Source organism: Lelliottia jeotgali, from assembly GCF_977070485.1.
This window is the reverse complement of record NZ_CDRVFO010000001.1, coordinates 409,518-434,399: the sequence shown is the minus strand read 5'-3', so window position 1 is coordinate 434,399 and position 24,882 is coordinate 409,518. Positions and strand designations below refer to the sequence as shown.

General features: G+C 62.1%; 26 protein-coding genes. 15 read left to right on the top strand and 11 right to left on the bottom strand.

Features of this window, described 5'->3' with window-relative positions:
• Positions 1-4: 4 nt before the first annotated feature.
• The gene (nadD, locus tag ACW4TB_RS01965) at positions 5-664 is read right to left on the bottom strand and encodes a nicotinate-nucleotide adenylyltransferase (RefSeq protein WP_012312549.1); all 660 of its coding nucleotides are present in this window, start codon (positions 662-664) and stop codon (positions 5-7) included.
• Between the two features lies 1 nt (position 665).
• Positions 666-1,937, bottom strand: coding sequence for a glutamate-5-semialdehyde dehydrogenase (locus ACW4TB_RS01960; RefSeq protein ID WP_279932531.1), 1,272 nt, complete (start codon positions 1,935-1,937; stop codon positions 666-668).
• A 204-nt stretch (positions 1,938-2,141) separates the two neighbouring features.
• On the opposite strand from ACW4TB_RS01960, the gene ACW4TB_RS01955 reads away from it, so the two are divergent.
• Positions 2,142-2,834: a DNA-3-methyladenine glycosylase gene (locus tag ACW4TB_RS01955; RefSeq protein ID WP_279932533.1), complete on the top strand. Its 693-nt coding sequence runs from the start codon at positions 2,142-2,144 to the stop codon at positions 2,832-2,834.
• A 3-nt stretch (positions 2,835-2,837) separates the two neighbouring features.
• A complete protein-coding gene (locus tag ACW4TB_RS01950; protein ID WP_012312546.1) occupies positions 2,838-4,154 on the top strand; it encodes a bifunctional DedA family/phosphatase PAP2 family protein in 1,317 nt (438 codons plus the stop codon).
• 72 nt (positions 4,155-4,226) lie between these two features.
• Here the strand turns inward: ACW4TB_RS01950 and ACW4TB_RS01945 are convergent, their stop codons facing one another.
• Genes ACW4TB_RS01945 through ACW4TB_RS01935 form a run of 3 tightly spaced genes read right to left on the bottom strand, consistent with a single transcriptional unit; the run spans position 4,227 to position 5,902 of the window.
• A complete protein-coding gene (locus tag ACW4TB_RS01945; RefSeq protein ID WP_012312545.1) occupies positions 4,227-4,817 on the bottom strand; it encodes an LON peptidase substrate-binding domain-containing protein in 591 nt (196 codons plus the stop codon).
• A 9-nt stretch (positions 4,818-4,826) separates the two neighbouring features.
• Positions 4,827-5,543: an LrgB family protein gene (locus tag ACW4TB_RS01940; protein WP_279932536.1), complete on the bottom strand. Its 717-nt coding sequence runs from the start codon at positions 5,541-5,543 to the stop codon at positions 4,827-4,829.
• On the bottom strand, positions 5,540-5,902 hold the full coding sequence (locus tag ACW4TB_RS01935) for a CidA/LrgA family protein (RefSeq protein WP_012312543.1): 363 nt from the start codon (positions 5,900-5,902) through the stop codon (positions 5,540-5,542). Before ACW4TB_RS01935 ends, ACW4TB_RS01940 begins: the two co-directional genes overlap by 4 nt.
• A 144-nt stretch (positions 5,903-6,046) precedes the next feature.
• On the opposite strand from ACW4TB_RS01935, the gene ACW4TB_RS01930 reads away from it, so the two are divergent.
• The 3 genes from ACW4TB_RS01930 (at position 6,047) to ACW4TB_RS01920 (ending at position 9,002) form a co-directional block, all read left to right on the top strand.
• Complete coding sequence (locus tag ACW4TB_RS01930; RefSeq protein ID WP_012312542.1) at positions 6,047-6,502, top strand: MaoC family dehydratase; 456 nt, start codon at positions 6,047-6,049, stop codon at positions 6,500-6,502.
• Between the two features lie 94 nt (positions 6,503-6,596).
• A complete protein-coding gene (locus tag ACW4TB_RS01925) occupies positions 6,597-8,330 on the top strand; it encodes a C13 family peptidase (protein WP_279932540.1) in 1,734 nt (577 codons plus the stop codon).
• Positions 8,331-8,357: 27 nt separating this feature from the next.
• The gene (locus ACW4TB_RS01920) at positions 8,358-9,002 is read left to right on the top strand and encodes an oxidoreductase (RefSeq protein WP_012312540.1); all 645 of its coding nucleotides are present in this window, start codon (positions 8,358-8,360) and stop codon (positions 9,000-9,002) included.
• A 46-nt stretch (positions 9,003-9,048) separates the two neighbouring features.
• Here the strand turns inward: ACW4TB_RS01920 and ACW4TB_RS01915 are convergent, their stop codons facing one another.
• The 4 genes from ACW4TB_RS01915 to ACW4TB_RS01900 form a co-directional block, all read right to left on the bottom strand.
• Positions 9,049-9,336, bottom strand: a complete 288-nt coding sequence (locus ACW4TB_RS01915; protein WP_042111119.1) for a YceK/YidQ family lipoprotein — start codon at positions 9,334-9,336, stop codon at positions 9,049-9,051.
• Positions 9,333-9,962 (bottom strand): flavin prenyltransferase UbiX, encoded by a 630-nt coding sequence (gene ubiX, locus ACW4TB_RS01910; RefSeq protein ID WP_012312538.1) that lies wholly within the window; start codon positions 9,960-9,962, stop codon positions 9,333-9,335. The genes ACW4TB_RS01915 and ubiX overlap by 4 nt, the downstream gene beginning before the upstream one ends.
• Positions 9,959-11,308 carry a UDP-N-acetylmuramate:L-alanyl-gamma-D-glutamyl-meso-diaminopimelate ligase gene (gene mpl / locus ACW4TB_RS01905; protein WP_012312537.1) on the bottom strand — a complete coding sequence of 450 codons (1,350 nt, stop codon included), beginning with the start codon at positions 11,306-11,308 and terminating at the stop codon, positions 9,959-9,961. Before mpl ends, ubiX begins: the two co-directional genes overlap by 4 nt.
• Positions 11,309-11,374: 66 nt before the next feature.
• Complete coding sequence (locus tag ACW4TB_RS01900; protein WP_012312536.1) at positions 11,375-13,360, bottom strand: sigma-54-dependent Fis family transcriptional regulator; 1,986 nt, start codon at positions 13,358-13,360, stop codon at positions 11,375-11,377.
• 256 nt (positions 13,361-13,616) lie between these two features.
• Here ACW4TB_RS01900 and exaC point away from each other — a divergent pair, with 256 nt between their 5' ends.
• From exaC to ACW4TB_RS01855, 9 genes are all read left to right on the top strand, one after another.
• Entirely contained in the window at positions 13,617-15,137 is a 1,521-nt protein-coding gene (gene exaC / locus ACW4TB_RS01895; RefSeq protein WP_012312535.1) for an acetaldehyde dehydrogenase ExaC, read from the top strand.
• Between the two features lie 169 nt (positions 15,138-15,306).
• Complete coding sequence (gene eat, locus ACW4TB_RS01890; RefSeq protein ID WP_039604782.1) at positions 15,307-16,755, top strand: ethanolamine permease; 1,449 nt, start codon at positions 15,307-15,309, stop codon at positions 16,753-16,755.
• A gap of 48 nt (positions 16,756-16,803) precedes the next feature.
• Entirely contained in the window at positions 16,804-18,198 is a 1,395-nt protein-coding gene (locus ACW4TB_RS01885; RefSeq protein WP_012312533.1) for an ethanolamine ammonia-lyase subunit EutB, read from the top strand.
• Between the two features lie 8 nt (positions 18,199-18,206).
• Entirely contained in the window at positions 18,207-19,025 is an 819-nt protein-coding gene (eutC, locus tag ACW4TB_RS01880; protein ID WP_279932547.1) for an ethanolamine ammonia-lyase subunit EutC, read from the top strand.
• 107 nt (positions 19,026-19,132) lie between these two features.
• Positions 19,133-19,591, top strand: a complete 459-nt coding sequence (locus ACW4TB_RS01875) for a GNAT family N-acetyltransferase (protein WP_012312531.1) — start codon at positions 19,133-19,135, stop codon at positions 19,589-19,591.
• Positions 19,592-19,782: 191 nt separating this feature from the next.
• Entirely contained in the window at positions 19,783-20,430 is a 648-nt protein-coding gene (locus ACW4TB_RS01870; protein ID WP_012312530.1) for a DedA family protein, read from the top strand.
• An 8-nt stretch (positions 20,431-20,438) separates the two neighbouring features.
• Positions 20,439-21,254 carry a M90 family metallopeptidase gene (locus tag ACW4TB_RS01865; RefSeq protein ID WP_012312529.1) on the top strand — a complete coding sequence of 272 codons (816 nt, stop codon included), beginning with the start codon at positions 20,439-20,441 and terminating at the stop codon, positions 21,252-21,254.
• A 93-nt stretch (positions 21,255-21,347) separates the two neighbouring features.
• Entirely contained in the window at positions 21,348-21,875 is a 528-nt protein-coding gene (gene ppa / locus ACW4TB_RS01860) for an inorganic diphosphatase (RefSeq protein WP_003255365.1), read from the top strand.
• A gap of 171 nt (positions 21,876-22,046) precedes the next feature.
• Positions 22,047-22,748, top strand: a complete 702-nt coding sequence (locus ACW4TB_RS01855; protein ID WP_012312528.1) for a LexA family transcriptional regulator — start codon at positions 22,047-22,049, stop codon at positions 22,746-22,748.
• Positions 22,749-22,986: 238 nt separating this feature from the next.
• Here the strand turns inward: ACW4TB_RS01855 and ACW4TB_RS01850 are convergent, their stop codons facing one another.
• Both ACW4TB_RS01850 and ACW4TB_RS01845 read right to left on the bottom strand, forming a co-directional pair.
• The gene (locus ACW4TB_RS01850) at positions 22,987-23,082 is read right to left on the bottom strand and encodes a DUF3077 domain-containing protein (protein WP_080516454.1); all 96 of its coding nucleotides are present in this window, start codon (positions 23,080-23,082) and stop codon (positions 22,987-22,989) included.
• A gap of 142 nt (positions 23,083-23,224) precedes the next feature.
• Positions 23,225-23,467: a hypothetical protein gene (locus tag ACW4TB_RS01845; protein WP_012312526.1), complete on the bottom strand. Its 243-nt coding sequence runs from the start codon at positions 23,465-23,467 to the stop codon at positions 23,225-23,227.
• Between the two features lie 507 nt (positions 23,468-23,974).
• On the opposite strand from ACW4TB_RS01845, the gene ACW4TB_RS01840 reads away from it, so the two are divergent.
• Positions 23,975-24,880 carry an alpha/beta hydrolase gene (locus ACW4TB_RS01840; RefSeq protein ID WP_279932551.1) on the top strand — a complete coding sequence of 302 codons (906 nt, stop codon included), beginning with the start codon at positions 23,975-23,977 and terminating at the stop codon, positions 24,878-24,880.
• The last annotated feature ends 2 nt before the right edge of the window (positions 24,881-24,882 follow it).

Sequence of the window (24,882 nt, the reverse complement as noted above, 5' to 3'; positions counted from 1 at the left end):
ACCGTCAGTTAGGCGCACGATACAGTTCATGCGCCTCGATGTAGGCCAGTACGGCGTCCGGCACCAGGAACCTCACCGACCTGCCGCTGGCCAGCAGCTGTCGGATCTGTGTAGCCGACACCGCAAGCGGTGTCTGCCAGACGAACGAAATACTACCCGCCGGGCCGGACATGGCGGTGGGATCGCTCTCGGAGCGCGCGGCCAACAGGTTGCGCAGCTCGTCAGGGGGTTCAACGTCGGCATCCGGGCGTTGCAACACCAGGATGTGACAGTGTTGCAGTAATTCTTCCCAGCGGTGCCAGCCAGGCAAGCCACAGAAGGCATCCCAGCCCAGCACCAGAAACAGCTGGTCATCAGCGCCCAGTTCGGCGCGGACCGACTCCAGCGTATCGATGGTGTAGGACGGTTTGTCGCGCTCAAGCTCTCGGGCATCCACGCTCAGGCGTTCGACGCCTTGCACGGCCTCACGCACCATCGCCAGGCGATCTTCGGCCGCCACCTGCGGGGTGTCGCGGTGCGGTGGCCGGGCATTGGGCAACAGGCGCAGTTCTTCCAGCCCCATGAACTCAGTGACCTCAAGCGCGCTGCGCAGGTGGCCGATGTGCACGGGGTCGAAAGTACCGCCAAGAATGCCGATGCGCCGGACTGCCTGGGCCTTGCTCAACTCAGCAGGACTCCTGGCCGCGCAGCTGGCCATCGCCGATCACCACGTACTTCTCGCAAGTCAGGCCTTCCAGGCCGACCGGGCCGCGGGCGTGCAGTTTGTCGGTGGAAATACCGATTTCCGCGCCCAGGCCATACTCGAAGCCGTCGGCGAAACAGGTCGGAGTGTTGAGCATCACCGACGCCGAGTCCACCTCGGCCATGAACTGACGAGCCTGGCCCTGGTGTTCGGTAATGATCGAATCGGTGTGATGCGAGCCGTAGTGGTTGATGTGCTCGATGGCCTGGTCCAGGCCATCGACCACACGAATCGACAGGATGGCGTCGAGGTACTCGGTGTGCCAATCGTCTTCGCTGGCCGGCTTGGCCTCGATCAGCGCGCATGTACGCTCGCACCCGCGCAGTTCGACGCCCTTTTCCTGGAAACGGCGGGCCATTTCCGGCAGGAAGCCTTCAGCCACACGTTGGTCGACCAGCAGGGTTTCCATCGCACCGCAAATACCGTAACGGTAAGTCTTGGCGTTGAAAGCAACACGCCAGCCCTTGTCCAGGTCGGCGTGCTCAGCGACGTACACGTGGCAGATACCGTCCAGGTGTTTGATGACCGGCACGCGGGCATCGCGGCTGATGCGTTCAATCAGGCCGCGGCCACCCCGAGGGACGATGACATCGACGAACTCAGGCATGCTGATCAGCGCGCCAACCGCCTCACGGTCGGTGGTCTCGACCACCTGAACCACGGCGGCCGGCAGGCCGGCCTCGGCAAGGCCACGCTGAATGCAGGTAGCGATGGCGCGGTTGGAGTGAATGGCCTCGGAGCCGCCGCGCAGGATGGTGGCGTTGCCTGACTTCAGGCACAGGCTGGCGGCATCGATTGTCACGTTCGGGCGCGATTCGTAGATGATCCCGATCACCCCCAGCGGCACGCGCATCTTGCCGACCTGAATACCCGACGGACGATAGCTCATGTCGCGGATGGCGCCGACCGGGTCCGGCAGGCTGGCCACCTGGCGCAGGCCGGTGATCATGCCGTCGATACGCGCAGGGGTCAGGGCCAGGCGGTCGAGCAGGGCAGGCTCCAGACCATTGGCACGGCCGGCGGCCAGGTCCTGTTCGTTGGCTGCGGCAAGCTCGGCACGCGCGGCGTCCAGTGCATCGGCAGCAGCCTGCAGGGCGCGGTTTTTCTGCGCAGTGCTGGCGCGGGCGATCACCCGGGAGGCCTGGCGAGCGGCGCGACCCAAACGGGTCATGTAGTCAAGAACGGACTCAGTCATGGGTTCGGTGTCTTGGCGAAGGGGAAATCGGCTGATTATAACTGCCGCGCAGGTATACGCCCAGCGGCGGGTGGCGGATGGTAGAAAATGGCAGACAAGAATCTGTAGGAAAGATGTAACCGCTCTTATCGAACTGCCTTGCTTCAGCCTCGATTAAGGCAATCATTGCTATCATCCGCGCCTACACCACCACGAATCGCCAGCATGCTAGACACTCCCCCCTGCCCTGCCCGCGTCTTGCCCGACAGCTTCTTCGACCGGGACGCCCAGATCTTGGCCAAGGCCCTGCTCGGCAAGGTCATCAGGCATCGGTATGGCGACCTGTGGCTGGCCGCACGGATCATCGAAACCGAGGCTTATTACCTGACGGACAGGGGCAGCCATGCCTCGCTTGGCTACACAGAGAAACGCAAGGCGCTGTTTCTCGATGGCGGGCATATCTACATGTATTACGCCCGCGGAGGTGACTCGCTCAATTTCAGCGCACACGGCCCAGGCAATGCAGTGCTCATAAAGTCGGCCTACCCCTGGGTGGACGCCCTTTCCGGTGCCAACAGCCTGGCGCAAATGCAGTTGAACAACCCCGACGCCAGCGGCAAGCTGCGCCCAGCCGAACGCCTGTGCGCCGGCCAGACCCTGCTCTGCCGGGCCCTGGGCTTGAAGGTACCGCAATGGGATGCCCAGCGCTTCGACCCTGAACGCCTGTACGTCGAGGATTGTGCGATCGCCGTGCCCAAAGTGGTCCAGGCCGCGCGCCTGGGTATCCCCCATGGTCGCGATGAGCACCTGCCGTACCGTTTCATCGATGCCGAATACGCCCGCTTCTGCACCCGGAACCCGCTGCGCCGGGGGCAAGTCGAAGGGCAAGACTTTTTCATTCTCAAACAAGGAAGCTGAAACATGGGCCAATGGCTCGACAGCCTGACCGGCTGGCTCAGCGCCAACCCGCAGTGGCTTGGCGTGGCAATTTTCCTGGTGGCCTGCATCGAATGCCTCGCCATCGCCGGCATCATCGTACCTGGTACGGTACTGCTGTTTGCGGTCGCGGTATTGGCCGGCAGCGGTACCTTCAGCCTGGGCGAAACACTGCTGCTGGGGTTCCTCGGCGGCCTGCTCGGTGACGCCCTGTCTTACACGATAGGCAAGTACTTTCACCAGAACATCCGCCGCCTACCCCTATTGCGCCACCATCCGGAATGGATCGGCAGCGCTGAAACCTACTTTCAGCGCTACGGCATAGCCAGCTTGCTGGTTGGCCGTTTCATAGGCCCGTTGCGGCCGATGCTGCCGATGGTCGCGGGCATGTTCGACATGCCGTTGCCGCGTTTCATTGCGGTCAGCGTGCTGGCCGGTGCCGGCTGGTCGGTCGCCTACCTGTTGCCGGGCTGGGCTACAGGGGCGGCCATGCGCCTGCCATTGCCGGAAGGATTCTGGCTGGATGCAGGCATCATCGCCGGCTCCTTGGCAGTGCTGATCGGGCTGAGCCTGAACAGCAGCGTACGCGACCAGCGCCACGGGACGCGACTGATCGCCGGCTTGAGCTTTTTTGCATTGGCCGGCGTGTTTCTGGGGTGGCCGTACTTTCACGAGTTCGACCAAGGCGTGATGACCCTGGTGCAGGAGCATCGCAGCCAAGCCGTGGACGGCACCATGGTGCTGGTAACCCGCCTGGGCGATTTCCGCACCCAACTGTTCCTGGGGGGGCTGCTCACCGGCCTGCTGCTGCTCGCCCGACAATGGCGGCACGCACTGTTCGCCGGTGGCGCATTGATGGGTACGGCAATTGCCAATGGCTCACTTAAATGGCTGTTTGCCCGGGCGCGTCCGGAGGTGTTGACCGACCCCCTGACCAGTTACAGCATGCCCAGCGGGCATAGCTCGGCCTCGTTTGCGTTCTTTCTGGTTATGGCGGTGCTGGCCGGGCGTGGCCAGCCGCCACGCATGCGCCTGACCTGGGTGATGCTGGGGTGCATTCCGGCGCTGGCGATCGCCCTGTCGCGCGTATACCTGGGGGCGCATTGGCCAACCGACATCCTGGCCGGGGCCTTGCTGGCCTGCTGCGTCTGCGCGCTCAGCCTGACGCTAGTGCAATATCGCCAGCCGCTCAATGCACTGCCACAACGGGTATGGTGGCTGGTACTACCGGCGTGTATCGCATTACTGGCTTTCTTTGCCCTGTATGCCTTGCCGCTGGCCCTGGAGCGTTACCAATATTGACGTGGGCTGTACAGCCCTGTCGCCGACAAGCAGGCTTGCCGGCGATAGGGCCGTAAAGGCAACCAGCCTCTATCAGGCAAACAGCTCACCCTGAATCCGCTCCAGCAGCCTCTGGATTTCCGCCAGCCGCTCCGACGGCGAGTCGATCGCCAGCAAGTCCAGCTTGTCCTCTTCCATGAACGGCAGCAGATAAGCCAGCTGGTTGGCCAGTGCCTGGCGCCCCGTGACGTCACGAGGCATGTCCAGTGCCTCGACCATCGGGTGCTCACCCAACGCCACCAGCAAGGCCAGCAGGTCATCGTCCTGGTCGGTCAGCGGGCTGTCCGCCTGCTCCGCCAGCCAATGCACCTCGCCCAGCAGCAACTGGTCTTTCTGCACTTCGGTCTGGCTAAGCTCGAAGCGCCGCACACCTTCCACACGGATACCCAGCAAACCATTGTCCTGCTGGACAAAATCACGGATCAGCGCCTCGCACCCGATCGATGCAACCACAGGTGGCGCCTTGCCGACCTGCTCGCCTTCGACGATGCACACCACACCAAAACCTGTGCCCTGCTTCATGCAGCGGCCAATCATGTCCAGGTAGCGGGCTTCGAATATCTGCAAATCCAGCAGGCAACCGGGAAACAACACAGTATTGAGGGGAAACAGCGGTAGCGTCATCACAACTCCTCAAGCCACCAGGCTGACCGCCAACGGCAGGAACACTGCCGTGGCCACCCCCATCAGGCTCATCGCCAGTGCGGCAAACGCGCCGCACTCGTCACTTTCCTGCAAGGCCACCGAGGTACCCACGGCATGCGCGGTCACGCCCAATGACATGCCGCGCGCCTCGGGACTATGCACACCAAAACGGCTCAACAATGCTGGGCCGAAAATGGCCCCGATCACCCCGGTGATCAACACGAAGACCGCCGCCAGCGCCGCCACACCACCAATTTGCTCGGCCACAAGCATGGCGATCGGTGAGGTCACCGACTTCGGCGCCATGGTCATCAGGATCATGTGTTCGGCACCGAACCACCAACCCAGCAACAGGCAGCTGAGCGTGGCGAACAAGCCTCCGATTACCAGCGTAGTAAATGTCGGCCAGAACAGCTGACGGATACGCCGCAGGTTGAGGTAGAGCGGCACGGCCAAGGCCACCGTGGCCGGCCCCAGAAGAATGTTCATGATCTCGGTGCTCTTGCGGTACTCACGGTAGTCGATACCACAGACAAGCAACACACCGATCACCATGACCATCGACACCAGTACCGGCTGCAGGAAGATCCAGCGTGTTTTCTCGTAAGCTGCCAGCACCACCTGATAGGCACCCAGCGTAATACCAATGCCAAACAGCGGATGGTGGACAACCGCATCGAGTGCACCTTGCGAATCGAGCATCATGGCTGCTCCCCGCGCTTGCCCTGGCGATGCATGAGTTTCTGCATCAATACCCCGACAAAGACCAAGGTGGCCAGGCAGGAGATCAAAAGCGCGCCGGCGATGGCCCAGAAGTCTGCAGCGATATCCTTGGCATACACCATCACACCTACTGCTGGCGGCACCAACAGTAGCGGCAGATAGCGCAACAGGCTGCTCGCCGCCTCGTTCAACGGCTTGCCGACCTCACCGCGGGCCATGAGGAACAACAACAAGAGCAAAAGGCCGATGATCGGCCCGGGCAGTATCGGCACCAACAGATGATTGAACGCCGTACCCAGCAGCTGGAACAGCACCAGCCAGGTCAAACCACGCAGCAGCATAAGGATCTCCTTTCGGCATGCCGGCCATTATAAGCACGCGCAAGGCTATGGGCAGGCATTCGTCCTGGCACTGGCAACTTGACTGTAATTGTCCGCCGTGCTGATCTTGCACACTCGTACCAAATGACAACCTGGAGAGTCGTGATGCCCTATGTACCGGTTACCGAGCTTTCGCAGTACGTTGGAAAGGAACTGGGACGTTCCGACTGGCTGAAGATCGACCAGCAACGCATCAACCTGTTCGCTGAGGCCACGGGCGATTTTCAATTCATCCATGTCGACCCTGACAAAGCGGCCAAGACACCATTCGGCTGCACCATTGCCCATGGCTTCCTGACCTTGTCGCTGATTCCGAAGCTGATGGAAGACATTCTGGTGCTGCCTGAAGGCCTGAAGATGGTGGTCAATTACGGGCTCGACAGTGTGCGTTTCATTCAGCCGGTGAAAGTCGACAGCAAGGTGCGCCTGAAGGTGGATCTGGGTGAGGTGACCGAGAAGAAACCTGGGCAGTGGTTGCTCAAGGCTACCGCGACACTGGAGATCGAAGGCGAGGAGAAGCCTGCCTATATCGCCGAGCCGCTTTCGCTCTGCTTCGTCTGACCGTTTTTTGGGGTCGCCACGCGGCCCCTGCCATGGCTGTCTCATCCGCCCCATTGTGCGGCATACTCGGCATAACTTTTGCCCGGATTCGGCCATGCGTGCTCTGTTGCCTATCACCCTGACCCTGATGCTCGCTGCCTGTGGCGATGGCGAATCGCTGCTGCCACCGGATGCACGCCTGCCCGACGGCGGTCGCTACAGGGGCCAGGTGGTTGACGGCCTTCTGCAAGGCGAAGGGCGCATCGACTACCCCAACGGCAGCTGGTATGCCGGCGGCTTCAAGGATGGCCAATGGCATGGTCAGGGCGAGTGGCATGGCAGTAATGGCGAGGTCTATCGCGGGCAGTTCGCCGCCGGCCTGTTCCAGGGCGTGGGCGACCTGACCACCCCAGGGAGCCACTATGCAGGGACATTCAGCCACGGCCGACGCGACGGCGAAGGTACGCTCAAGCAGGCCGATCAGACCTACCGCGGCCAGTTCAAGGACGATCAGTACCATGGCGCGGGCGAGCTCGAACTGGCGGACGGCAGCCGTTACCAGGGCTTGTTTGCCAGAGGCAAGCCCAATGGTGCCGGCGTACGCAGCGATGCCAGCGGCAATCAGTTCAGCGGCCGCTTCGTCGACGGTCTGTTGCAGGGCAGCGGCACCTACGACAGTGTCGATGGCGAGCAATATATCGGCGAGTTCAAGGACAATCGCCTGGAAGGTCGTGGCCGCTATGAAAACGCCGAAGGCGATGTCTGGATCGGCGAGTTCAAGGACGGCTCGCTGCTTGGCGAGGGGGAAATGCTGGGCAGCGATGGCAGCCACTACAAGGGCAGCTTCGTCGATTGGCGCCTGGCCGGCCAGGGCAGCCTGCAACTGCCAGATGGCAGCCACTATGTCGGCGGCTTCGAAAACGATGCCTACCAGGGTCAGGGTAAACTGACCCTGGCCAGTGGCAAGGTCCAAAGCGGTTACTGGGTCAATGGTGTGCGCGTTCGCGACCACAACGGCAAACTGCTCCCCGACCCGCTGGAACTGGCCCTGCTCAATCAAGGCAAGCTGCTGGAGGAGGCGCTGGCGCGCGTACCGCGCTCCACGCCGCCCATTGAGCTGTATAGCCTGGTGGTCGCTGGTGACGGCCAGCAGAGTGTATTTCTGCGCGAGGCCGACTACGTCAGCAATCTTTTGAAGGTGCGCTTCGGTGCCCACGGCCAGATCACGCTGGTCAATCACCGCGACCAGATGTCCACACGGCCCATGGCAACCCGCGAAAACCTTACCCGCGCCGCCCGCACACTGGCCGAGCGCACTGGCCCGCAGGACCTGGTGTTCATCTACCTGACCAGCCATGGCAGCCAGGACCACCAGTTGGTATTCGACCAACCACGCCTGCAGCTTGCCGACCTGTCCGCCGACGAACTGGCCAGTGCCTTGGCGCCGCTCAAGGAGCGCGACAAGGTAATCGTCATCTCCGCCTGCTATTCAGGGGGTTACATCACCCCGCTCAAAGATGAGCGAACAATCATCATGACTGCCGCACGGGCGGACAGGGTGTCATTCGGCTGCTCGGAAGAAGCCGATTTCACCTATTTCGGCGAGGCTCTGTTTGCCCAGGCGCTGAACCAGACCGACGACCTCGAACACGCATTCGAACTGGCGCGCAGCAGTGTTGCCGAACGGGAGAAGAGGGAAGGTTTCGAAGCCTCCGAGCCACAGATCTGGGCACCACCAGCCGTACTGGCACATTGGCAACGCTTGCGCCAGCAGCAAGCTGAAAAAGCCTTACGCAATGCCGCACAAGCGACTTCGCAAGGGCAGGAAAAAAGGCCAGCCCCACACTAGACTTGTGTGTAACACAGGAGAGACATCATGTACTTGACGCCTCAGCATGTCCTGCTTGCCGGAGCCACGGGCCTGACGGGTGAACACCTGCTTGACCGCCTGCTCAACGAGCCCACCATCAGCCGCGTTCTGGCACCCACCCGTCGACCACTGGCCGAACACCCACACCTGGAAAACCCGGTCGGCGACCCTGCGGTGTTTCTACCGCAACTGGCCGGGCGCGTGGACATCGCTTATTGCTGCCTGGGCACTACCTTGAAGCAGGCCGGCTCCGAGCAGGCGTTCCGCGCCGTCGACCTGGACATGGTGGTGGCCTTCAGCAAGCGTGCACGGGAGATGGGTGCGCGCCACCTGCTGGTGGTCAGCGCCATCGGCGCCGATCCCAAGTCGTCGATCTTCTACAACCGGGTCAAAGGCGAGATGGAAGAGGCGCTCAAAGCGCAGGATTGGCCGCAACTGACGATTGTCAGGCCTTCGCTGCTGCTGGGCGAACGTATCGCGCCGCGCCTGGGCGAACGGCTGGCTTCCCCGTTTGCGCGGTTGATGCCGGGCAAGTATCGGGGGATCGAAGCCTGCACATTGGCGCGGGCGCTGTGGCGCCTGGCGCTGGAGGAAGAGGACGGGATTCGGGTTGTCGAGTCGGATGAGCTGCGTAGATTAGGCAAGAAATAGCGCCCACCTGTAAGGCCCTGTCGCCGGCGAACCGGCGGTGAGGCCGTTACAGACCGCCAGTGGCCTGGAAGCCGATCCCGGCAGCCGTCAGCAACGATAATGGCAACAGCAGGGTATCGAGCAGCATGCTCCCAGGCAGGTCCAGCCGTGGATATGTCGGCGCCTGAGCCCCGAAATGGTCCTTGGGGCAGCACCCGCCATTGATCACGTACAAGTCCAACCGGGTGCCGGCATACACCACCGGCGCGCCCGGCTTGTTGGCATCAAGCGTGCGCACCGTGGCACAGCCGTCAAGCAGCAGGACGGCCAGCATTGCAGGTAAAGTGCGCTTCAATCATCCGCCCCAAGATGATGCTCCCCCCAACGCGGCAACATGTCCTGCGGGATGTTCAGCAGGTTGAGAACGCGCGCCACGACGAAGTCGACCAGGTCATCGATTGTCTGCGGCTGGTGATAGAAGCCGGGGGCCGCCGGCAAGATAACCGCCCCCATCTGCGAGAGCTTGAGCATGTTCTCCAGATGGATGGTCGAAAACGGCGCCTCCCGCGGCACCAGGATCAGCTGGCGACGCTCCTTGAGGGTCACGTCGGCGGCACGCTCGATCAGGTTGTTGCAGGCCCCGGTGGCGATGGCCGACAAGGTGCCGGTGGAGCACGGCACCACCACCATGGCAGCCGGTGCGCCGGAGCCCGAGGCCACCGGCGACATCCAGTCCTCCTTGCCGTACACGCGGATCTGCCCATCGGCAGCACCGGTGTACTCGGTGAGAAAGGCCTGCATGGCCTGAGGCTTGGGCGGCAGCAGCACGTCGGTCTCGGTGGACATCACCAATTGCGCGGCCTTGGAGATGAGAAAATGCACCTCACGGTCTTCGCGCACCAGGCAATCGAGCAGACGCAAGCCATACTGCGCGCCGGAGGCGCCGGTCATGGCCAGCGTGATACGTTCCGGCCCGCTCACTTCAGGGCCTCGGCCAGCTTGCCATGCAGGCCGCCAAAGCCGCCGTTGCTCATGATCACCACGTGTGTGCCCGGCCGCGCCTGGCCCTTGACCCGCTCGATGATCGCTTCGAGGCTGTCGGCGACCACGCTCGGCACCTTGCACTGCGCCGCAGTCGCCGCCAGGTCCCAGCCCAGGTTGGCTGGCGCATACCAGACTACCTGGTCTGCATCGTTGACGCTTTCCGGCAGGCCGTCACGGTGCGCGCCCAGCTTCATGGAGTTGGAGCGGGGCTCGATGATGGCGATCACCGGTGCTTCGCCCACCCGCTTGCGCAGGCCGTCGAGAGTGGTGGCGATAGCCGTCGGATGATGAGCGAAATCGTCATAGATGGTTACGCCCTGCACTTCTGCGACCGTCTCCATGCGCCGCTTGACGCTCTTGAACGCGCTCAGGCCATCGATGCCCATGGCAGGCACTACCCCCACGTGTCGGGCGGCGGCCAACGTTGCCAACGCGTTGGCAACGTTATGCTGGCCAGTCAGGGGCCAGTCCACAATGCCTTGCGCTTGCCCCTCGAACAGCACTTCGAAGCGCGAGCCGTCGGCACTGAGCAGACGCGCCTGCCATTGGCCACCCTCCCCGGTGGTCTGCACTGGCGTCCAGCAGCCCATGCCGATTACCCGCTCCAGCGCCTGCTCGGTGGTCGGGTGGATGACCAGGCCTTCGCTCGGAATGGTGCGTACCAGGTGATGGAACTGCCGCTCGATGGAGGCGAGGTCCGGGAAAATGTCCGCGTGGTCGAACTCAAGGTTGTTGAGAATGGCTGTGCGCGGATGGTAGTGCACGAATTTTGAACGTTTGTCGAAGAAGGCGCTGTCGTATTCGTCGGCTTCCACCACGAAGAACGGCGTATCACCCAAGCGTGCCGAGACCGAGAAATTCTGCGGCACACCGCCGATCAGGAAACCAGGGCTCATGCCGGCATGCTCCAGAACCCAGGCCAGCATGCTGCTGGTGGTGGTCTTGCCGTGGGTACCGGCCACAGCCAGCACCCAACGCCCCTGCAGTACATGGTCGGCCAGCCACTGAGGGCCCGACACATAAGGCAGGCCTTTGTTGAGTACATACTCCACCGCAGGGTTGCCCCGCGACATGGCGTTGCCGATCACCACCAGGTCAGGTGCCGGGTCCAGTTGGGCCGGGTCGTAGCCCTGGGTCAGCTCGATGCCCTGGGCCTGGAGCTGGGTGCTCATCGGTGGGTAGACGTTGGCGTCCGAACCGGTCACACGGTGGCCGAGTTCTTTGGCCAGCACCGCCAGCGAACCCATGAAAGTGCCGCAAATACCGAGAATATGAATATGCATGGTCGACCTCGCAAAACTTCGAGGCAGGGTAGCCCAGGGCGCGGGAAATCGCACCCGCTGTTTCGCTCAAACGCCCCTGGCGATGCCGTGTTTGCGCAGTTTTCGATACAAGGTATTGCGGCTGATACCCAAATGCTCGGCGACACGGGTCAGGTGCCAGCGGTTTGCCTCCAATACGGACAACAGGGCCTGGCCCTCCGCCTGTAGGAGCGGCCTTGTGTCGCGAAAGGGCTGCGAAGCGGCCCCCGCAAACTGGGCAGCGTTATCGAAATCCTGGGGCCGCTCACCGGTCCTTTCGCGACACAAGGCCGCCCCTACAGGGCTGGAGGTGTTGCGCACGATTGCGGGCAGATCCGCAAACGCGACATGACAATCCTCACACAATGCCACCAGCGTACGCAGCACGTTGCGCATCTGGCGCACATTGCCCGGCCAGGCAAAATCCAGCAGCGCCTGGCGGGCGCTTGGCTCGATTTCGATGGCCTGGCCTTGCGCTTCCTGCCGCAACAGGAAATCCAGCAACTGAGCCTTGTCACTACGCTCGCGCACCGCCGGCATTGCCACTTCCAAGCCATTGAGCCGGTAATAGAGGTCCTCGCGGAATGTGCCCTGCTCCACTCGCTCAAGCAGGTCGCGGTGGGTAGCACTGACGATCCGCACATCGACCGCTTGCGGCTCACCGCCGATCGGCACCACCTGGCGTTCTTCCAGCACGCGTAGCAGGCGGGTCTGCAGCGCCAGCGGCATGTCACCGATCTCGTCGAGCAACAATGTGCCGCCATCGGCCTGCAGCAGCTTGCCGCGCATGCCCTCCTTGCGCGCCCCGGTAAAACTGCCGCCGCGGTAACCGAACAACTCGCTCTCTATCAGGCTTTCAGGAATCGAGGCGCAGTTGACTGCCACGAACGGCTTGCCGCGCCGCTGGCTAGCCTGGTGCACTGCCTGGGCAAAGGCTTCTTTGCCACAGCCGGTCTCGCCCGACACCAGCAGTGGCACATCACGCTCGAAGACCCGCAGCGCACGCAGGAAGTCACCTTGCAGCGCCGGGTCCATCAGACAAATTCCGGGGGCAGCCTCTGGCCGGGCTTCGGGCAAACCAGCCGGCACCGCCCACACCGGTGCCTTCGCCTGACCCCGCAAGCTGGCAAATACCTGCCGACCATCACGTGTATACAGCGGCCAGGCCGGGCTGCCATTGGGCATGGCGCGGCTGAAGAGCTCATCATGGTTACAGGCAAAGAACATTTCCAGCGGCTTGCCCAGCACCCCGCCACGGATGGTGCCCAGCAGGTTGAGGGCGCTCTGGTTGGCCGCGCAGATACGGCCATCGGCATCGAAAGCCAGCAGCCCTTCGCTGAACAACCCCACCGACTCGGCCTGCAGGTGAAAGCGCAGCAACCATTGCTGTTCGAAGTGGCGCAGGAAATAACAGCTCTCGATCATCTTCGCCGAGAGGTTGACCAGCGCCATGGTATGAAACTGGCTCTGACGCGAGACATCCGGCCTCGCCGATGACACATCGAGCACTGCCAGCAGCTCGCCATGCGGATCGAATACCGGGCTGGCCGAACAGGTCAGCCCGGTATGACGACCGCGAAAGTGTTCGTTCTGATGGATGGTCAGCGCCTGGCGCTCGACCAGACATGTGCCGATGCCATTGGTGCCTTCGCGCGCCTCGCTCCAGTCAGCGCCCAACCACAACCCCGCACGTTCGAAAATGCGCCGTTCGCTGGGTGCGGTGACACAGTTGAGGATGACACCGCGCGCATCGGTAAGCAGGACCGCGTGCCCGGCACCTGATAGCTGCTGGTGCAAGCTGTTCATTTCATTATCGGCGATTTTCAGCACCTGGTTCAGGCGCTCGCGGCTTTCGAGCAGGCGGCCGTGTTCCAGCACGACCGGCGCCGCAAGCACCTCGGGATCAAGATGGTAGTCCTCCAGGCATCGCAGCCAGGATCGGGCAATGGACGGGTCGCTGCCGGCACCGCCGGCTTCGCCGTGGGCAACGGTATGCACTTGCTGGGCATGACGACTGAGGTGGTGGCTCTGCATTGGTTTTTGTTCTCCGCAGATAGAGCGTCCTGCCAGCATCCTCCACCCGCCCGGGCTTTGCAATGCACCGCAATCAAGCGTGCCGCAAACGGTACAAAGTGTCACACAGACCGTGCCATCCCTGGCACAGCAACCCCTGCAGACTCACCCAGAAACCACGCAATCTATTGATTCCAAAGGCCCTCACCACGCTGGCCCAACCTTTGCTCTACGCTTTCCAACTCCTCAACAAACACAATTAACCAGGAGACACACCATGCGTTATGCACATCCCGGTACCGAGGGCGCGAAGGTTTCCTTCAAGAGCCGCTACGGCAACTACATCGGTGGTGAATTCGTAGCTCCGGTCAAGGGGCAGTATTTCGACAACACCTCCCCGGTGAATGGCAAGCTGATCGCTGAATTTCCCCGCTCCACTGCCGAAGACATCGACAAGGCGCTCGACGCCGCCCACGCTGCCGCCGATGCCTGGGGCCGCACCTCGGTGCAGGACCGCTCCAACGTGCTGCTGAAGATCGCCGACCGCATCGAGCAGAACCTGGAAGTGCTGGCCATCACCGAAACCTGGGACAACGGCAAGCCGGTCCGCGAAACCCTCAACGCCGACATTCCGCTGGCGGTCGATCACTTCCGCTACTTCGCCGGCTGCATACGCGCCCAAGAGGGCGGTGCCGCCGAGATCAACGAAAATACCGTGGCCTATCACATCCATGAGCCACTGGGCGTCGTCGGGCAGATCATCCCGTGGAACTTCCCGATCCTGATGGCCGCCTGGAAACTGGCCCCGGCCCTGGCCGCTGGCAACTGCGTGGTGCTCAAACCGGCCGAGCAGACCCCGCTGGGCATCACCGTGCTGGTAGAGCTGATTGGCGACCTGCTGCCGCCCGGCGTGCTCAACGTAGTCCAGGGCTATGGCCGCGAGGCCGGCGAAGCACTGGCCACCAGCAAGCGCATCGCCAAGATCGCCTTCACCGGTTCTACCCCGGTCGGCTCGCACATCATGAAATGCGCCGCCGAGAACATCATCCCGTCTACCGTCGAACTGGGCGGCAAATCACCCAACGTCTACTTCGAAGACATCATGCAGGCCGAGCCGAGCTTCATCGACAAGGCTGCCGAAGGCATGGTGCTGGCGTTCTTCAACCAAGGCGAGGTATGCACCTGCCCGTCGCGGGCGTTGGTGCAAGAGTCGATCTACCCGCAGTTCATGGAAGTGGTGATGAAGAAGGTGCTGCAGATCAAGCGCGGCGACCCGCTCGACACCGACACCATGGTCGGCGCCCAGGCTTCGCAACAACAGTTCGAAAAAATCCTGTCGTATTTGCAGATCGCCCAGGACGAAGGCGCCGAACTGCTGACCGGCGGCAAGGTGGAGAAGCTGGAAGGCGCGTTGGCGACCGGTTACTACATCCAGCCGACGCTGCTCAAAGGCAACAACAAGATGCGCGTGTTCCAGGAAGAAATCTTCGGCCCGGTAGTCAGCGTCACCACCTTCAAGGACGAGGCCGAGGCACTGGCCATCGCCAACGACACCGAGTTCGGCCTTGGCGCCGGTGTATGGACCCGCGACATCAACCGCGCCTACCGCATGGGCCGCGGCATCAAGGCTGGCCGCGTATGGACCAACTGCTACCACCTGTACCCGGCGCACGCCGCGTTCGGCGGGTACAAGAAGTCCGGCGTGGGCCGTGAAACCCACAAGATGATGCTCGACCACTATCAGCAGACCAAGAACCTGCTGGTGAGCTACGACATCAACCCGCTGGGCTTCTTCTAAGCGGCAAGCTGCAAGCTGCAAGCAGCAAGAAAAAACGGATAGAACGCCGACCCGCTTTTTCTTGAGGCTTGTAGCTTGCGACTTGTAGCTTCCATGGCTCGCTTCCTGCAGTACCCATCACCATCGGCCGGCACCCGTCCGGCCACCAAGAAAAAGAACAGGTGAAACTATGCCAAGCGATCAATCCTCCGGCGCACCGGCAGGCGCTTCCGTCGATTTTGAAAAGGTCGGGTCGGACTACTTCCAGCAACGAGAACTGAAAAAAGGCGCCGCCGGCTGGGTCCTGCTGGTGGGCCTGGGCGTTGCCTACGTGATCTCCGGCGACTATGCCGGCTGGAACTTCGGCCTTGCCCAAGGCGGCTGGGGCGGCATGTTCCTCGCCACCCTGCTGATGGCCACCATGTACTTGTGCATGTGTTTTTCGCTGGCCGAACTGTCATCGATGATCCCTACCGCCGGGGGCGGCTACGGCTTTGCCCGCAGCGCCTTCGGCCCGTGGGGCGGCTTTCTGACAGGCACGGCGATCCTGATCGAATATGCCATTGCACCGGCAGCCATCGCGGTGTTCATCGGTGCCTACTGCCAGTCCCTGTTCGGCATTGGCGGCTGGATGATCTACCTGGCGTTCTACATCGTCTTTATCGGCATCCACATCTTCGGGGTCGGTGAAGCCTTGAAGCTGATGTTCATCATCACTGCCGTCGCCGCCATCGCCCTGGCTGTCTTCCTTGTGGGCATGGTGCCCCATTTTGATGCGGCGAACCTGTTCGACATCGCCCAGACCGACGCGGTCGGCGCCAGCAGTTTCCTACCGTTCGGATACGTTGGCGTGTGGGCGGCAATCCCCTACGCGATCTGGTTCTTCCTGGCGGTAGAAGGCGTACCACTGGCTGCCGAGGAAACCAAGAACCCGAAACGCGACCTGCCACGTGGCCTGATTGGCGCCATGCTGGTGTTGCTGGCTTTTGCCCTGCTGATCCTCGTGGTAGGCCCGGGGGGGGCGGGCTCCGAAGCGCTCAAAGCCTCCGGCAACCCACTGGTAGAAGCACTTTCCAAGGCGTATGGCGGCTCCACCTGGATGGGCGGCTTCGTCAACCTGGTTGGCCTGGCTGGTCTGATTGCCAGCTTTTTCTCGATCATCTATGCCTATTCGCGGCAGATCTTCGCCCTTTCACGCGCGGGCTACCTGCCGCGAAAACTGTCTGAAACCAACAAGAGCAAGGCCCCGGTACTGGCCCTGATCATCCCTGGCATCATCGGTTTCGGCTTGTCACTTACCGGCCAGGGCGACCTGCTGATCCTGGTTGCGGTGTTCGGTGCGACGTTGTCTTATGTACTGATGATGGCTGCGCACATCACCCTGCGCATCCGCCGGCCCAAGATGGAACGCCCCTATCGCACCCCTGGTGGCATCTTCACCTCGGGCGTCGCCCTGGTGCTGGCATGCATCGCCGTGGTCGCAGGCTTTTTGGTCGACCCACGGGTGGTGATTGGCGCTGCAGTGATCTATGCAGTATTGATTGCCTACTTTGCGTTCTACAGCCGCCACCACCTGGTCGCGGGCACACCGGAAGAGGAATTCGCCGCGATCCAGAAGGCCGAAGAGGCTCTGCACTGATTGCCGACACCTGCCGCGGGCACGCCCGCGGCACTCTGGAGATTCTGTATGGCAAGTTTCGTACACACGGTAGGCCACCTGGTCTACCGCTTCGACAGCCTCAAGGAAGTGATGGCCAAAGCCAGCCCCGCACGTTCCGGGGATTACCTGGCTGGCGTTGCCGCCGTCAATGATGGTGAACGGGTGGCGGCGCAGATGGCACTGGCCAATATTCCGCTCAGCCACTTCCTCAGCGAAGCGCTGATCCCTTACGAGCAGGACGAAGTTACCCGCCTGATCATCGACACCCACGACGCCCAGGCCTTCGCCCCGGTCAGCCACCTCACCGTCGGCGGCCTGCGTGACTGGCTGCTCAGCGACGAAGCCAACGAGGACAGCCTGCACGCCCTTGCGCCTGGCCTGACTCCGGAAATGGCCGCTGCCGTATCGAAGATCATGCGCGTACAGGACCTGGTATTGGTGGCGCAGAAGATCCGTGTGGTCACCCGTTTTCGCGGCACCATGGGCTTGCGCGGGCGCCTTTCGACCCGCTTGCAGCCCAATCACCCGACCGACGAGCCGGCTGGGATTGCCGCCAGCATTCTCGATGGCCTGCTGTACGGCAACGGCGACGCCATGATCGGCATCAACCCTGCCACCGACAGCATCGCCTCGATCTGCGCCATGCTGGAAATGCTCGACGCCATCATCCAGCGCTATGACATTCCCACCCAGGCCTGTGTACTGACCCACGTCACCACCTCGATCGAGGCAATCAACCGCGGCGTGCCGCTGGACCTGGTGTTCCAGTCGATTGCCGGCACCGAGGCGGCCAACGCCGGCTTTGGCATCAACCTCAACGTGCTGCAGGAAGGTTACGAGGCCGGGTTGTCGCTCAAGCGCGGCACGCTGGGGCAGAACCTCATGTATTTCGAAACCGGCCAGGGCAGCGCCCTGTCGGCCAACGCTCACCACGGCGTCGACCAGCAAACCTGCGAAACCCGCGCCTATGCCGTGGCCCGCCATTTCAAGCCGTTTCTGGTCAACACCGTGGTCGGTTTCATCGGCCCGGAGTACCTGTACAACGGCAAGCAGATCATCCGTGCCGGCCTTGAGGACCACTTCTGCGGCAAGCTGCTGGGCGTGCCGATGGGGTGCGACATCTGCTACACCAACCACGCCGAGGCCGATCAGGACGACATGGACACCCTGCTGACCCTGCTGGGTGTGGCCGGGATCAACTTCATCATGGGCATCCCCGGCTCCGACGACATCATGCTCAACTACCAGACTACCTCGTTCCATGACGCGCTGTATGCGCGCCAGACCCTGGGCCTCAAACCCGGGCCTGAGTTCGAGGCTTGGTTGCAGCGCACCGGTATATTCACCCAGGCCGATGGCCGGGTACGCTTCGGCGACAACCTGCCGCCGGCGTTCCGCCAGGCCTTGGCGCAGCTGGCATAGAGGTGACCATGGACCGTCAGATACCCACCCCCGAAAACCCTTGGCTGGCCCTTCGCAGCCTGACCCCGGCACGCATCGCCCTTGGCCGCAGCGGCATCAGCCTGCCAACCGGCGCCCAGCTGGACTTCCAGTTCGCCCACGCCCAGGCCCGCGATGCCGTGCACCTGGCATTCGACCACACGGCACTGAGCGAACAATTGAAGGAACGCGGGCGTGACAGCCTGGTACTGCACAGCGCCGCCAGCGACCGCAACCAGTACCTGCAACGCCCGGACCTGGGCCGGCGCCTGAACGAGCGCTCGGTGGAACAGTTGCGCCAGCACGCCAAGACCAACCCTGGCGGCTGCGACCTTGCCATCGTGGTGGCCGACGGCCTCTCGGCCCTGGCCGTGCATCGCCATACATTGCCGTTCCTGGCACGTTTCGAGGAACAGGCCGCCGCCGATGGCTGGACCAGCGCACCGGTGGTGTTGGTGGAGCAAGGCCGGGTAGCCGTGGCCGACGAAGTGGGCCAACTGCTGGGGGCGCGCATGACCGTAATGCTGATCGGCGAGCGCCCCGGGCTCAGTTCACCCGACAGTTTGGGTTTGTATTTCACCTACGCGCCAAAGGTGGGCCTGACCGACGCTTACCGCAACTGCATCTCCAACGTGCGCCTGGAAGGCCTGAGCTACGGCATGGCCGCGCATCGCCTGCTATACCTGATGCGCGAGGCCTGTCGCCGACAGCTGTCTGGCGTGAATCTTAAGGACGAAGCGGAGGTCCATACTATCGACAGTGAAAACACCTCTAATCAAAAAGGCAATTTCCTACTCGGTGAAGGGTAAAGAACATGTCACGGACGGCGGATTGCGCTTCTGGCCGGCATTGGGCAGCATGCGATTGAAAGCTGCTGGCATTTCGCTGTTTCCCAAATGGACTCTGAGGGCCGCACATGCGCATCATCAAGGCAACCCTGGAACACCTCGACCTGCTCACCCCGCTGTTTGTCCGATACCGCGAGTTCTATGGGCAACTGCCATACCCGGACAGCTCGCGCAAATTCCTGGAAACGCGCCTCAAACGCGACGAGTCGGTCATTTACCTGGCACTGCCGGACGATGACGACGCCAAACTGCTGGGCTTCTGCCAGCTCTACCCGAGCTTCTCGTCGCTGTCGCTCAAGCGGGTGTGGATTCTCAATGACATCTATGTGGCCGAAGACTCACGGCGCATGCTTGTGGCTGACCACCTGATCCGTGAGGCAAAGAAGATGGCCAAGGACACCCAGGCCGTACGCATGCGGGTTTCGACCAGCGCCAACAACGAGGTGGCGCAGAGGACCTATGAATCCATCGGTTTTCGCAAGGATACCGAGTTCGAAAGCTACATATTGCCGATCAGCCAAGACTGATCAGTACTGGCCCGACCGCCGGCTGGCCGGCGATCGGGCCGGTACCGACACCCTCAGTAACCCCCCGCTACAAACTCTCCGGGCATACTCGCGACTTGGCCGTATAATGCCTGCTCCTGGCATGTCTGAAAATTTACCCTACCGCAAGTCCGCTCGCCCGTAGCTGCGGGTCAAGAACACAGGTGCTGTACATGGATTTCAACCCGCTGGACCTCATCCTGCATCTCGATGCCTACCTTGATCTGCTGGTCACCAATTACGGCCCCTGGATCTACGCCATCCTGTTCACCGTGATTTTCTGCGAGACCGGCCTGGTGGTAATGCCCTTCCTGCCGGGTGACTCACTGCTGTTCATCGCCGGCGCCGTGGCCGCAGGTGGCGGCATGGACCCGGTGCTGCTGGCCGGCCTGCTGATGGCTGCGGCAATCATGGGTGACAGCACCAATTACGTGATCGGGCGAACGGCAGGTGAACGGCTGTTCAACAAACCCGATTCGAAAATCTTCCGCCGCGACTACCTGCAGCGCACCCATGAATTCTATGAACGCCATGGTGGCAAAACCGTGACCCTGGCGCGCTTCCTGCCGATCCTGCGCACCTTCGCGCCGTTCGTCGCGGGCATCGCCCACATGCATTACCCGCGCTTCCTGGCCTTCAGCGTTGCAGGCTCGCTGCTGTGGGTAGGTGGCCTGGTGACCCTCGGCTACTTCTTCGGCAACGTGCCATTCATCAAGCAGCACCTTTCGCTGATGGTGGTCGGCATCATCTTCCTGTCGCTGGTACCCATGGTCCTGGGCCTGCTGCGCGGCCGCCTGGGCCGCACCGCCAAGGCACACTGACAAACGCCATGTGGTCCTTCAGCGCCTGGCGGCGCAAGCGCACGTTGGCGCGCTACCCGGTCGACCCGCAGCAATGGCAGGCGATCCGTGAACGCCTGCCAATGCTCGATGGCATCAGCGACGACGAAGACCGTCGGCTACGTGATGCCTGCATACTGTTCCTGCTCGACAAACACCTGACCACCTTGCCCGGCGTCGAGCTGGATGACCAGCAACGGCTGTTCCTCGCCGCCCAGGCCCAGCTACCGCTGTTGCACCTTGGGGACCTCAACTGGTACCAGGGCTTTCACGAGATCATCCTCTACCCGGACGACTTCAAGAGCCCCCAGCGCCATCGCGACGCCAGTGGCGTGGAGCATGTCTGGGATGGAGAACACAGCGGCGAGGCGTGGCAGCAAGGCCCGGTGATCATGGCCTGGGCCGGAGTACTGGCCAGCGGCGGCTGGGAAGCCTACAACCTGGTGATCCACGAGCTGGCACACAAGCTCGACATGCTTAATGGCGATGCCAATGGCCTGCCACCGCTGCACAGCGACATGCAGGTTGAAGACTGGGCCACAGCCATGCAGCAGGCGTATGACGACCTAAACCGCCAGCTGGACGCCGACCCTGAAACGCAAACGGCCATCGACCCTTATGCGGCCGAAAACCCGGCTGAATTCTTTGCCGTCACCAGCGAGTACTTCTTCAGCGCGCCCGACCTCTTGCAGCAGGCTTATCCACAGGTGTACCGGCAACTGTCACTGTTCTACCGCCAGGACCCTCTGGCGCGCCTGACGCGGTTGCAGGCCGAACACCCTGACTACCGCGAAAGCCACGTCTGATGCGCCCGCGCATCAGGTCGGGCGTGGCATGCCCAGGCCGAATGTGCCTATAATCGCCGCCACTTTTTTGATCAAACACGGGGGCACTGCCCAATGAGCTACAGCAAGATTCCGGCTGGCAAAGACCTGCCGAACGACATCTACGTCGCCATCGAGATCCCGGCCAACCACGCGCCGATCAAGTACGAAATCGACAAGGACAGCGATACCCTGTTCGTCGACCGCTTCATGGCTACCCCGATGTTCTACCCGGCCAACTACGGCTTCATCCCGAACACCCTGGCCGACGACGGTGATCCGCTGGACGTGCTGGTGGTTACGCCTTACCCGGTCGCCCCAGGTTCGGTCATCCGCGCTCGCCCAGTCGGCGTTCTGAACATGACCGACGACGGCGGCGGCGACGCCAAGGTCATCGCTGTTCCGCACGACAAGCTGTCGCAGCTGTACGTTGACGTGAAGGAATACACCGACCTGCCAGCACTGCTGATTCAGCAGATCGAGCACTTCTTCGCGAACTACAAAGATCTCGAGAAGGGCAAGTGGGTCAAGATCGAAGGCTGGGAAGGCGCCGACGCCGCCCGCGCCGCGATCACCAAATCGGTCGCTGCCTACAAGGGCTGATACCGGTTGCACCAAGCCCCGCTTCGGCGGGGCTTTTTTGTGTGCGCGCTGCAATGGTAAAAAATCCTACGCAGTCCTAATCCAGCGTCCTACCGTTAGGCGTTTTTCGTACACATCACGTCAACACCCGGTTCATATCCCTACTGGCACAGCGCCGCTACACTCGGCTGCATGAAAACCTCCGGTGACCGCCTCAAGGCCCTCCTCCACGAGTGTGGCCTGACCTCTTCCGACTTCGCCGCCCAGCGCGGTGTGACGCCCCAGCACATCAACAACTGGTTCAAGCGCGGCGTTCCCCTGGCTCGCCTGGACGAACTGGCCGATCTGTTCTGCGTGCACCGGCGCTGGCTACGCTGTGGCGAAGGCCCCAAACACCCCAGCTCGATCCTGCACAGCTGTGCCCTGCCGCCCGCCTCGGATAATTCGCCATCCTCGCTGTCGACACAGGCTACCCGGCTCTTGCAGGTGCCGTTTCAGCAAGTGCACGACGGCAAGCTCGTGGCTCTCGACGGCAAATACCTGCAACTCCCGATTGAAGCGCTGCAAGCCTTGGGCGTGGCAACAGAAAATGTCGTCTGCCTGGCCATGCCAAACCAAAACATGACGCCGTTGGTGCCACGCGACGCGATACTGGCCATTGACGTCAGCCAGACACAGGTCAAGGACGGTGAAACCTATGCCCTGCTGCACAATGGCACCCTCAGGGTGAACAGCCTCAGCCTCGGCCACAAGGGCACCCTGTGCCTGCACAGCCATGACAGGCGCAACTACACCGTGGAACGTTTTACCCCCGCCCAACGCCAGGCACAGCACTTGAAGATACTCGGCTGGGTATTCCACTGGTCGCATTTTTGCCAGCAACGCCCCGAATGAAACACCCTGTGCCATTTTTTGCTGGGCATCCTGAGCAGGCCCTTGTATGCTACGCGCCACATTCAGCCCCGACCGGCGCAAGCCGCAGTCCAGAGGGCTCGGCAACGTTTCACACGAACGTTCGCCATCTCTTTCAGGCCCTTGATGGCCACACAGTTAAGGCGGTTGCGGCTTACCATAAATTAGCCGGAAGCGTCCCCGAGAAGCCGGCCACAAGCCGGCTTTTTAATGCCTGCCCTTAATGCATCATGCCCAGTTCGGCATCATCCATCAGCGCCTTGGCCATGGCACTGAGGTAATGCGAAGCCCAGATCATCATGGGTTTCTCATCCATCTGGTCGTGTGAGTGGTCATTGCTCAAACTCCTTGAAATTTCCGCTGCCCGGCCTGGCCTCATCGCCGGCAAGCCGGCTCCTACAATGCCCGCAGCGCTGCTGAACCCTGTGGGCCTGCTCAGGCGGCAGATCATTTAAGGCTTAATGCAAGGTCCGAGGGCCTGTGGGCATCTGCACCTGGATCAGCGCCGATTCGAGCAAAACCCGTAGCGCCTCCATTTCATGCAGCGAGGTCATCATCAAGATCGATGCCGGGGACTTGGGGTGCAATAGCAGCGCCTGGTGCACCACAGTCGTGGCGCACAGCGCATAGTCCGTGGCCTGGATCAGGGTGTCTTCAAGGGAATGGGAATCGTGGGGCGGATCGGGGACAATTTTTAACATGATGGAATCTCGTCTGTGTACTGATGGACCACCACGACATCACTTGCATTTGATGGGTGGCGGCTACGTGCAGGTCTGCAAGACCGGACAGACGAAAACCGGCAGATCCGAAGATCTCCAGCACGCAGCCACCATTGGCCGAAGCTGCCGACACTAGGCACCTCGGATAGCGCTGGGATTCGTCTGCGGGCTTGCAGGCCCGGTCGCTGATTTGGCAACGACGGGCCCAGACTAGGCCGCAGAGAAAAGCAGCACAATGCCGAAAAGGCGGTAGCAAGCTATTTCAGAAATGGACTACAAGCAACGGTAAAAATCTGAATATTTCCTGGGAAATACGTCAGAAATCGTAACCTGCGCCAGCCATCATGCCGCGCGGCCTGCACCTGTTGCTGCCTGTTGCCCAGGAATGTTTAGAAACTTAATACGCTTTACGCTAAATCAGGACTGATTATCATTTGTGCTCTCCCGCCTTGCGATCCTTGCAAAGCATTATTGATGAGGCGCCTGATGAGCAAGATCACCCTGTCCCTGGCATTGGCGTTGGCCCTTGCGGCCCCGCTTGCCCTGGCGCAGCCGCAACGCGAGCAGAAGATGGACACTTCACTGCTGCAGCGCCAGGACCTGGCCTATCGTTTCAGCCACCTGGACCTGGACTCGGCCGATGGCCAGCGCCATTACCGCTTGTGGGTCGGCAAGCCGGACCGCCCGGCGCCCGCCGCAGGTTACCCGGTGTTGTGGATGCTTGACGGCAATGCCGCACTCGGCGCACTGGACAGTGCGCTACTGGGCAAACTCGCAGCGGGCCAGGCACCGCTGCTGGTGGCGGTTGGGTATCAGACCGAGCAGCGCATCGAGCGAACCGGGCGTACCTACGACTACACACCGGCAATTGCCGGGCTTGCAGAACAGCGCGATCCGCTGACCCACCTGCCCAGCGGTGGGGTGGATGCATTCCTGGACTTGCTTACCGAGCGCATGCGGCCGCTGGTAGCCGGCATGGCGCCCATCGACGCGCAGCGGCAGACGCTGTGGGGGCATTCCTATGGCGGCTTGGCGGTGTTGCACGCGTTGTTCACTCGGCCTGGAGCGTTCAGCGACTATGCGGCGGCCAGCCCGTCATTATGGTGGCACGATGGAGCTATCGTTCGGCAAGCGCAGGGGCTACAGCAGCGCTTGGGCAATAACCGACCGACACTGTTGCTCATGCGCGGTGGCGACGAACCGTCGAGCCCGCGCGCACCGGTGACCGGTGACGCGCAGCGGCCGGCGCAAACGCTGGCCGCAGATTTGCTCAAGGTACAAGGGTTGCAGGTGCGCTTTGAGCGCTTTGCGGGACTGGGGCACGGCCCCATGCTGGCCGCATCACTGCACCGGGTAGTCGAAGGCATGTCCGACGCGCCCAATACCCGTTGATC

Excerpts from the sequence above, each read along its gene's own strand:
- ACW4TB_RS01960 (WP_279932531.1), bottom strand. The coding sequence starts at position 1,937 with ATGACTGAGTCCGTTCTTGACTACATGACCCGTTTGGGTCGCGCCGCT.
- ACW4TB_RS01955 (WP_279932533.1), top strand. The coding sequence starts at position 2,142 with ATGCTAGACACTCCCCCCTGCCCTGCCCGCGTCTTGCCCGACAGCTTC.
- ACW4TB_RS01950 (WP_012312546.1), top strand. The coding sequence starts at position 2,838 with ATGGGCCAATGGCTCGACAGCCTGACCGGCTGGCTCAGCGCCAACCCG.
- ACW4TB_RS01945 (WP_012312545.1), bottom strand. The coding sequence starts at position 4,817 with ATGACGCTACCGCTGTTTCCCCTCAATACTGTGTTGTTTCCCGGTTGC.
- ACW4TB_RS01940 (WP_279932536.1), bottom strand. The coding sequence starts at position 5,543 with ATGATGCTCGATTCGCAAGGTGCACTCGATGCGGTTGTCCACCATCCG.
- ACW4TB_RS01935 (WP_012312543.1), bottom strand. The coding sequence starts at position 5,902 with ATGCTGCTGCGTGGTTTGACCTGGCTGGTGCTGTTCCAGCTGCTGGGT.
- ACW4TB_RS01930 (WP_012312542.1), top strand. The coding sequence starts at position 6,047 with ATGCCCTATGTACCGGTTACCGAGCTTTCGCAGTACGTTGGAAAGGAA.
- ACW4TB_RS01925 (WP_279932540.1), top strand. The coding sequence starts at position 6,597 with ATGCGTGCTCTGTTGCCTATCACCCTGACCCTGATGCTCGCTGCCTGT.
- ACW4TB_RS01920 (WP_012312540.1), top strand. The coding sequence starts at position 8,358 with ATGTACTTGACGCCTCAGCATGTCCTGCTTGCCGGAGCCACGGGCCTG.
- mpl (WP_012312537.1), bottom strand. The coding sequence starts at position 11,308 with ATGCATATTCATATTCTCGGTATTTGCGGCACTTTCATGGGTTCGCTG.
- ACW4TB_RS01900 (WP_012312536.1), bottom strand. The coding sequence starts at position 13,360 with ATGCAGAGCCACCACCTCAGTCGTCATGCCCAGCAAGTGCATACCGTT.
- exaC (WP_012312535.1), top strand. The coding sequence starts at position 13,617 with ATGCGTTATGCACATCCCGGTACCGAGGGCGCGAAGGTTTCCTTCAAG.
- eat (WP_039604782.1), top strand. The coding sequence starts at position 15,307 with ATGCCAAGCGATCAATCCTCCGGCGCACCGGCAGGCGCTTCCGTCGAT.
- ACW4TB_RS01885 (WP_012312533.1), top strand. The coding sequence starts at position 16,804 with ATGGCAAGTTTCGTACACACGGTAGGCCACCTGGTCTACCGCTTCGAC.
- eutC (WP_279932547.1), top strand. The coding sequence starts at position 18,207 with ATGGACCGTCAGATACCCACCCCCGAAAACCCTTGGCTGGCCCTTCGC.
- ACW4TB_RS01875 (WP_012312531.1), top strand. The coding sequence starts at position 19,133 with ATGCGCATCATCAAGGCAACCCTGGAACACCTCGACCTGCTCACCCCG.
- ACW4TB_RS01870 (WP_012312530.1), top strand. The coding sequence starts at position 19,783 with ATGGATTTCAACCCGCTGGACCTCATCCTGCATCTCGATGCCTACCTT.
- ACW4TB_RS01865 (WP_012312529.1), top strand. The coding sequence starts at position 20,439 with ATGTGGTCCTTCAGCGCCTGGCGGCGCAAGCGCACGTTGGCGCGCTAC.
- ppa (WP_003255365.1), top strand. The coding sequence starts at position 21,348 with ATGAGCTACAGCAAGATTCCGGCTGGCAAAGACCTGCCGAACGACATC.
- ACW4TB_RS01855 (WP_012312528.1), top strand. The coding sequence starts at position 22,047 with ATGAAAACCTCCGGTGACCGCCTCAAGGCCCTCCTCCACGAGTGTGGC.
- ACW4TB_RS01850 (WP_080516454.1), bottom strand. The coding sequence starts at position 23,082 with ATGGATGAGAAACCCATGATGATCTGGGCTTCGCATTACCTCAGTGCC.
- ACW4TB_RS01845 (WP_012312526.1), bottom strand. The coding sequence starts at position 23,467 with ATGTTAAAAATTGTCCCCGATCCGCCCCACGATTCCCATTCCCTTGAA.
- ACW4TB_RS01840 (WP_279932551.1), top strand. The coding sequence starts at position 23,975 with ATGAGCAAGATCACCCTGTCCCTGGCATTGGCGTTGGCCCTTGCGGCC.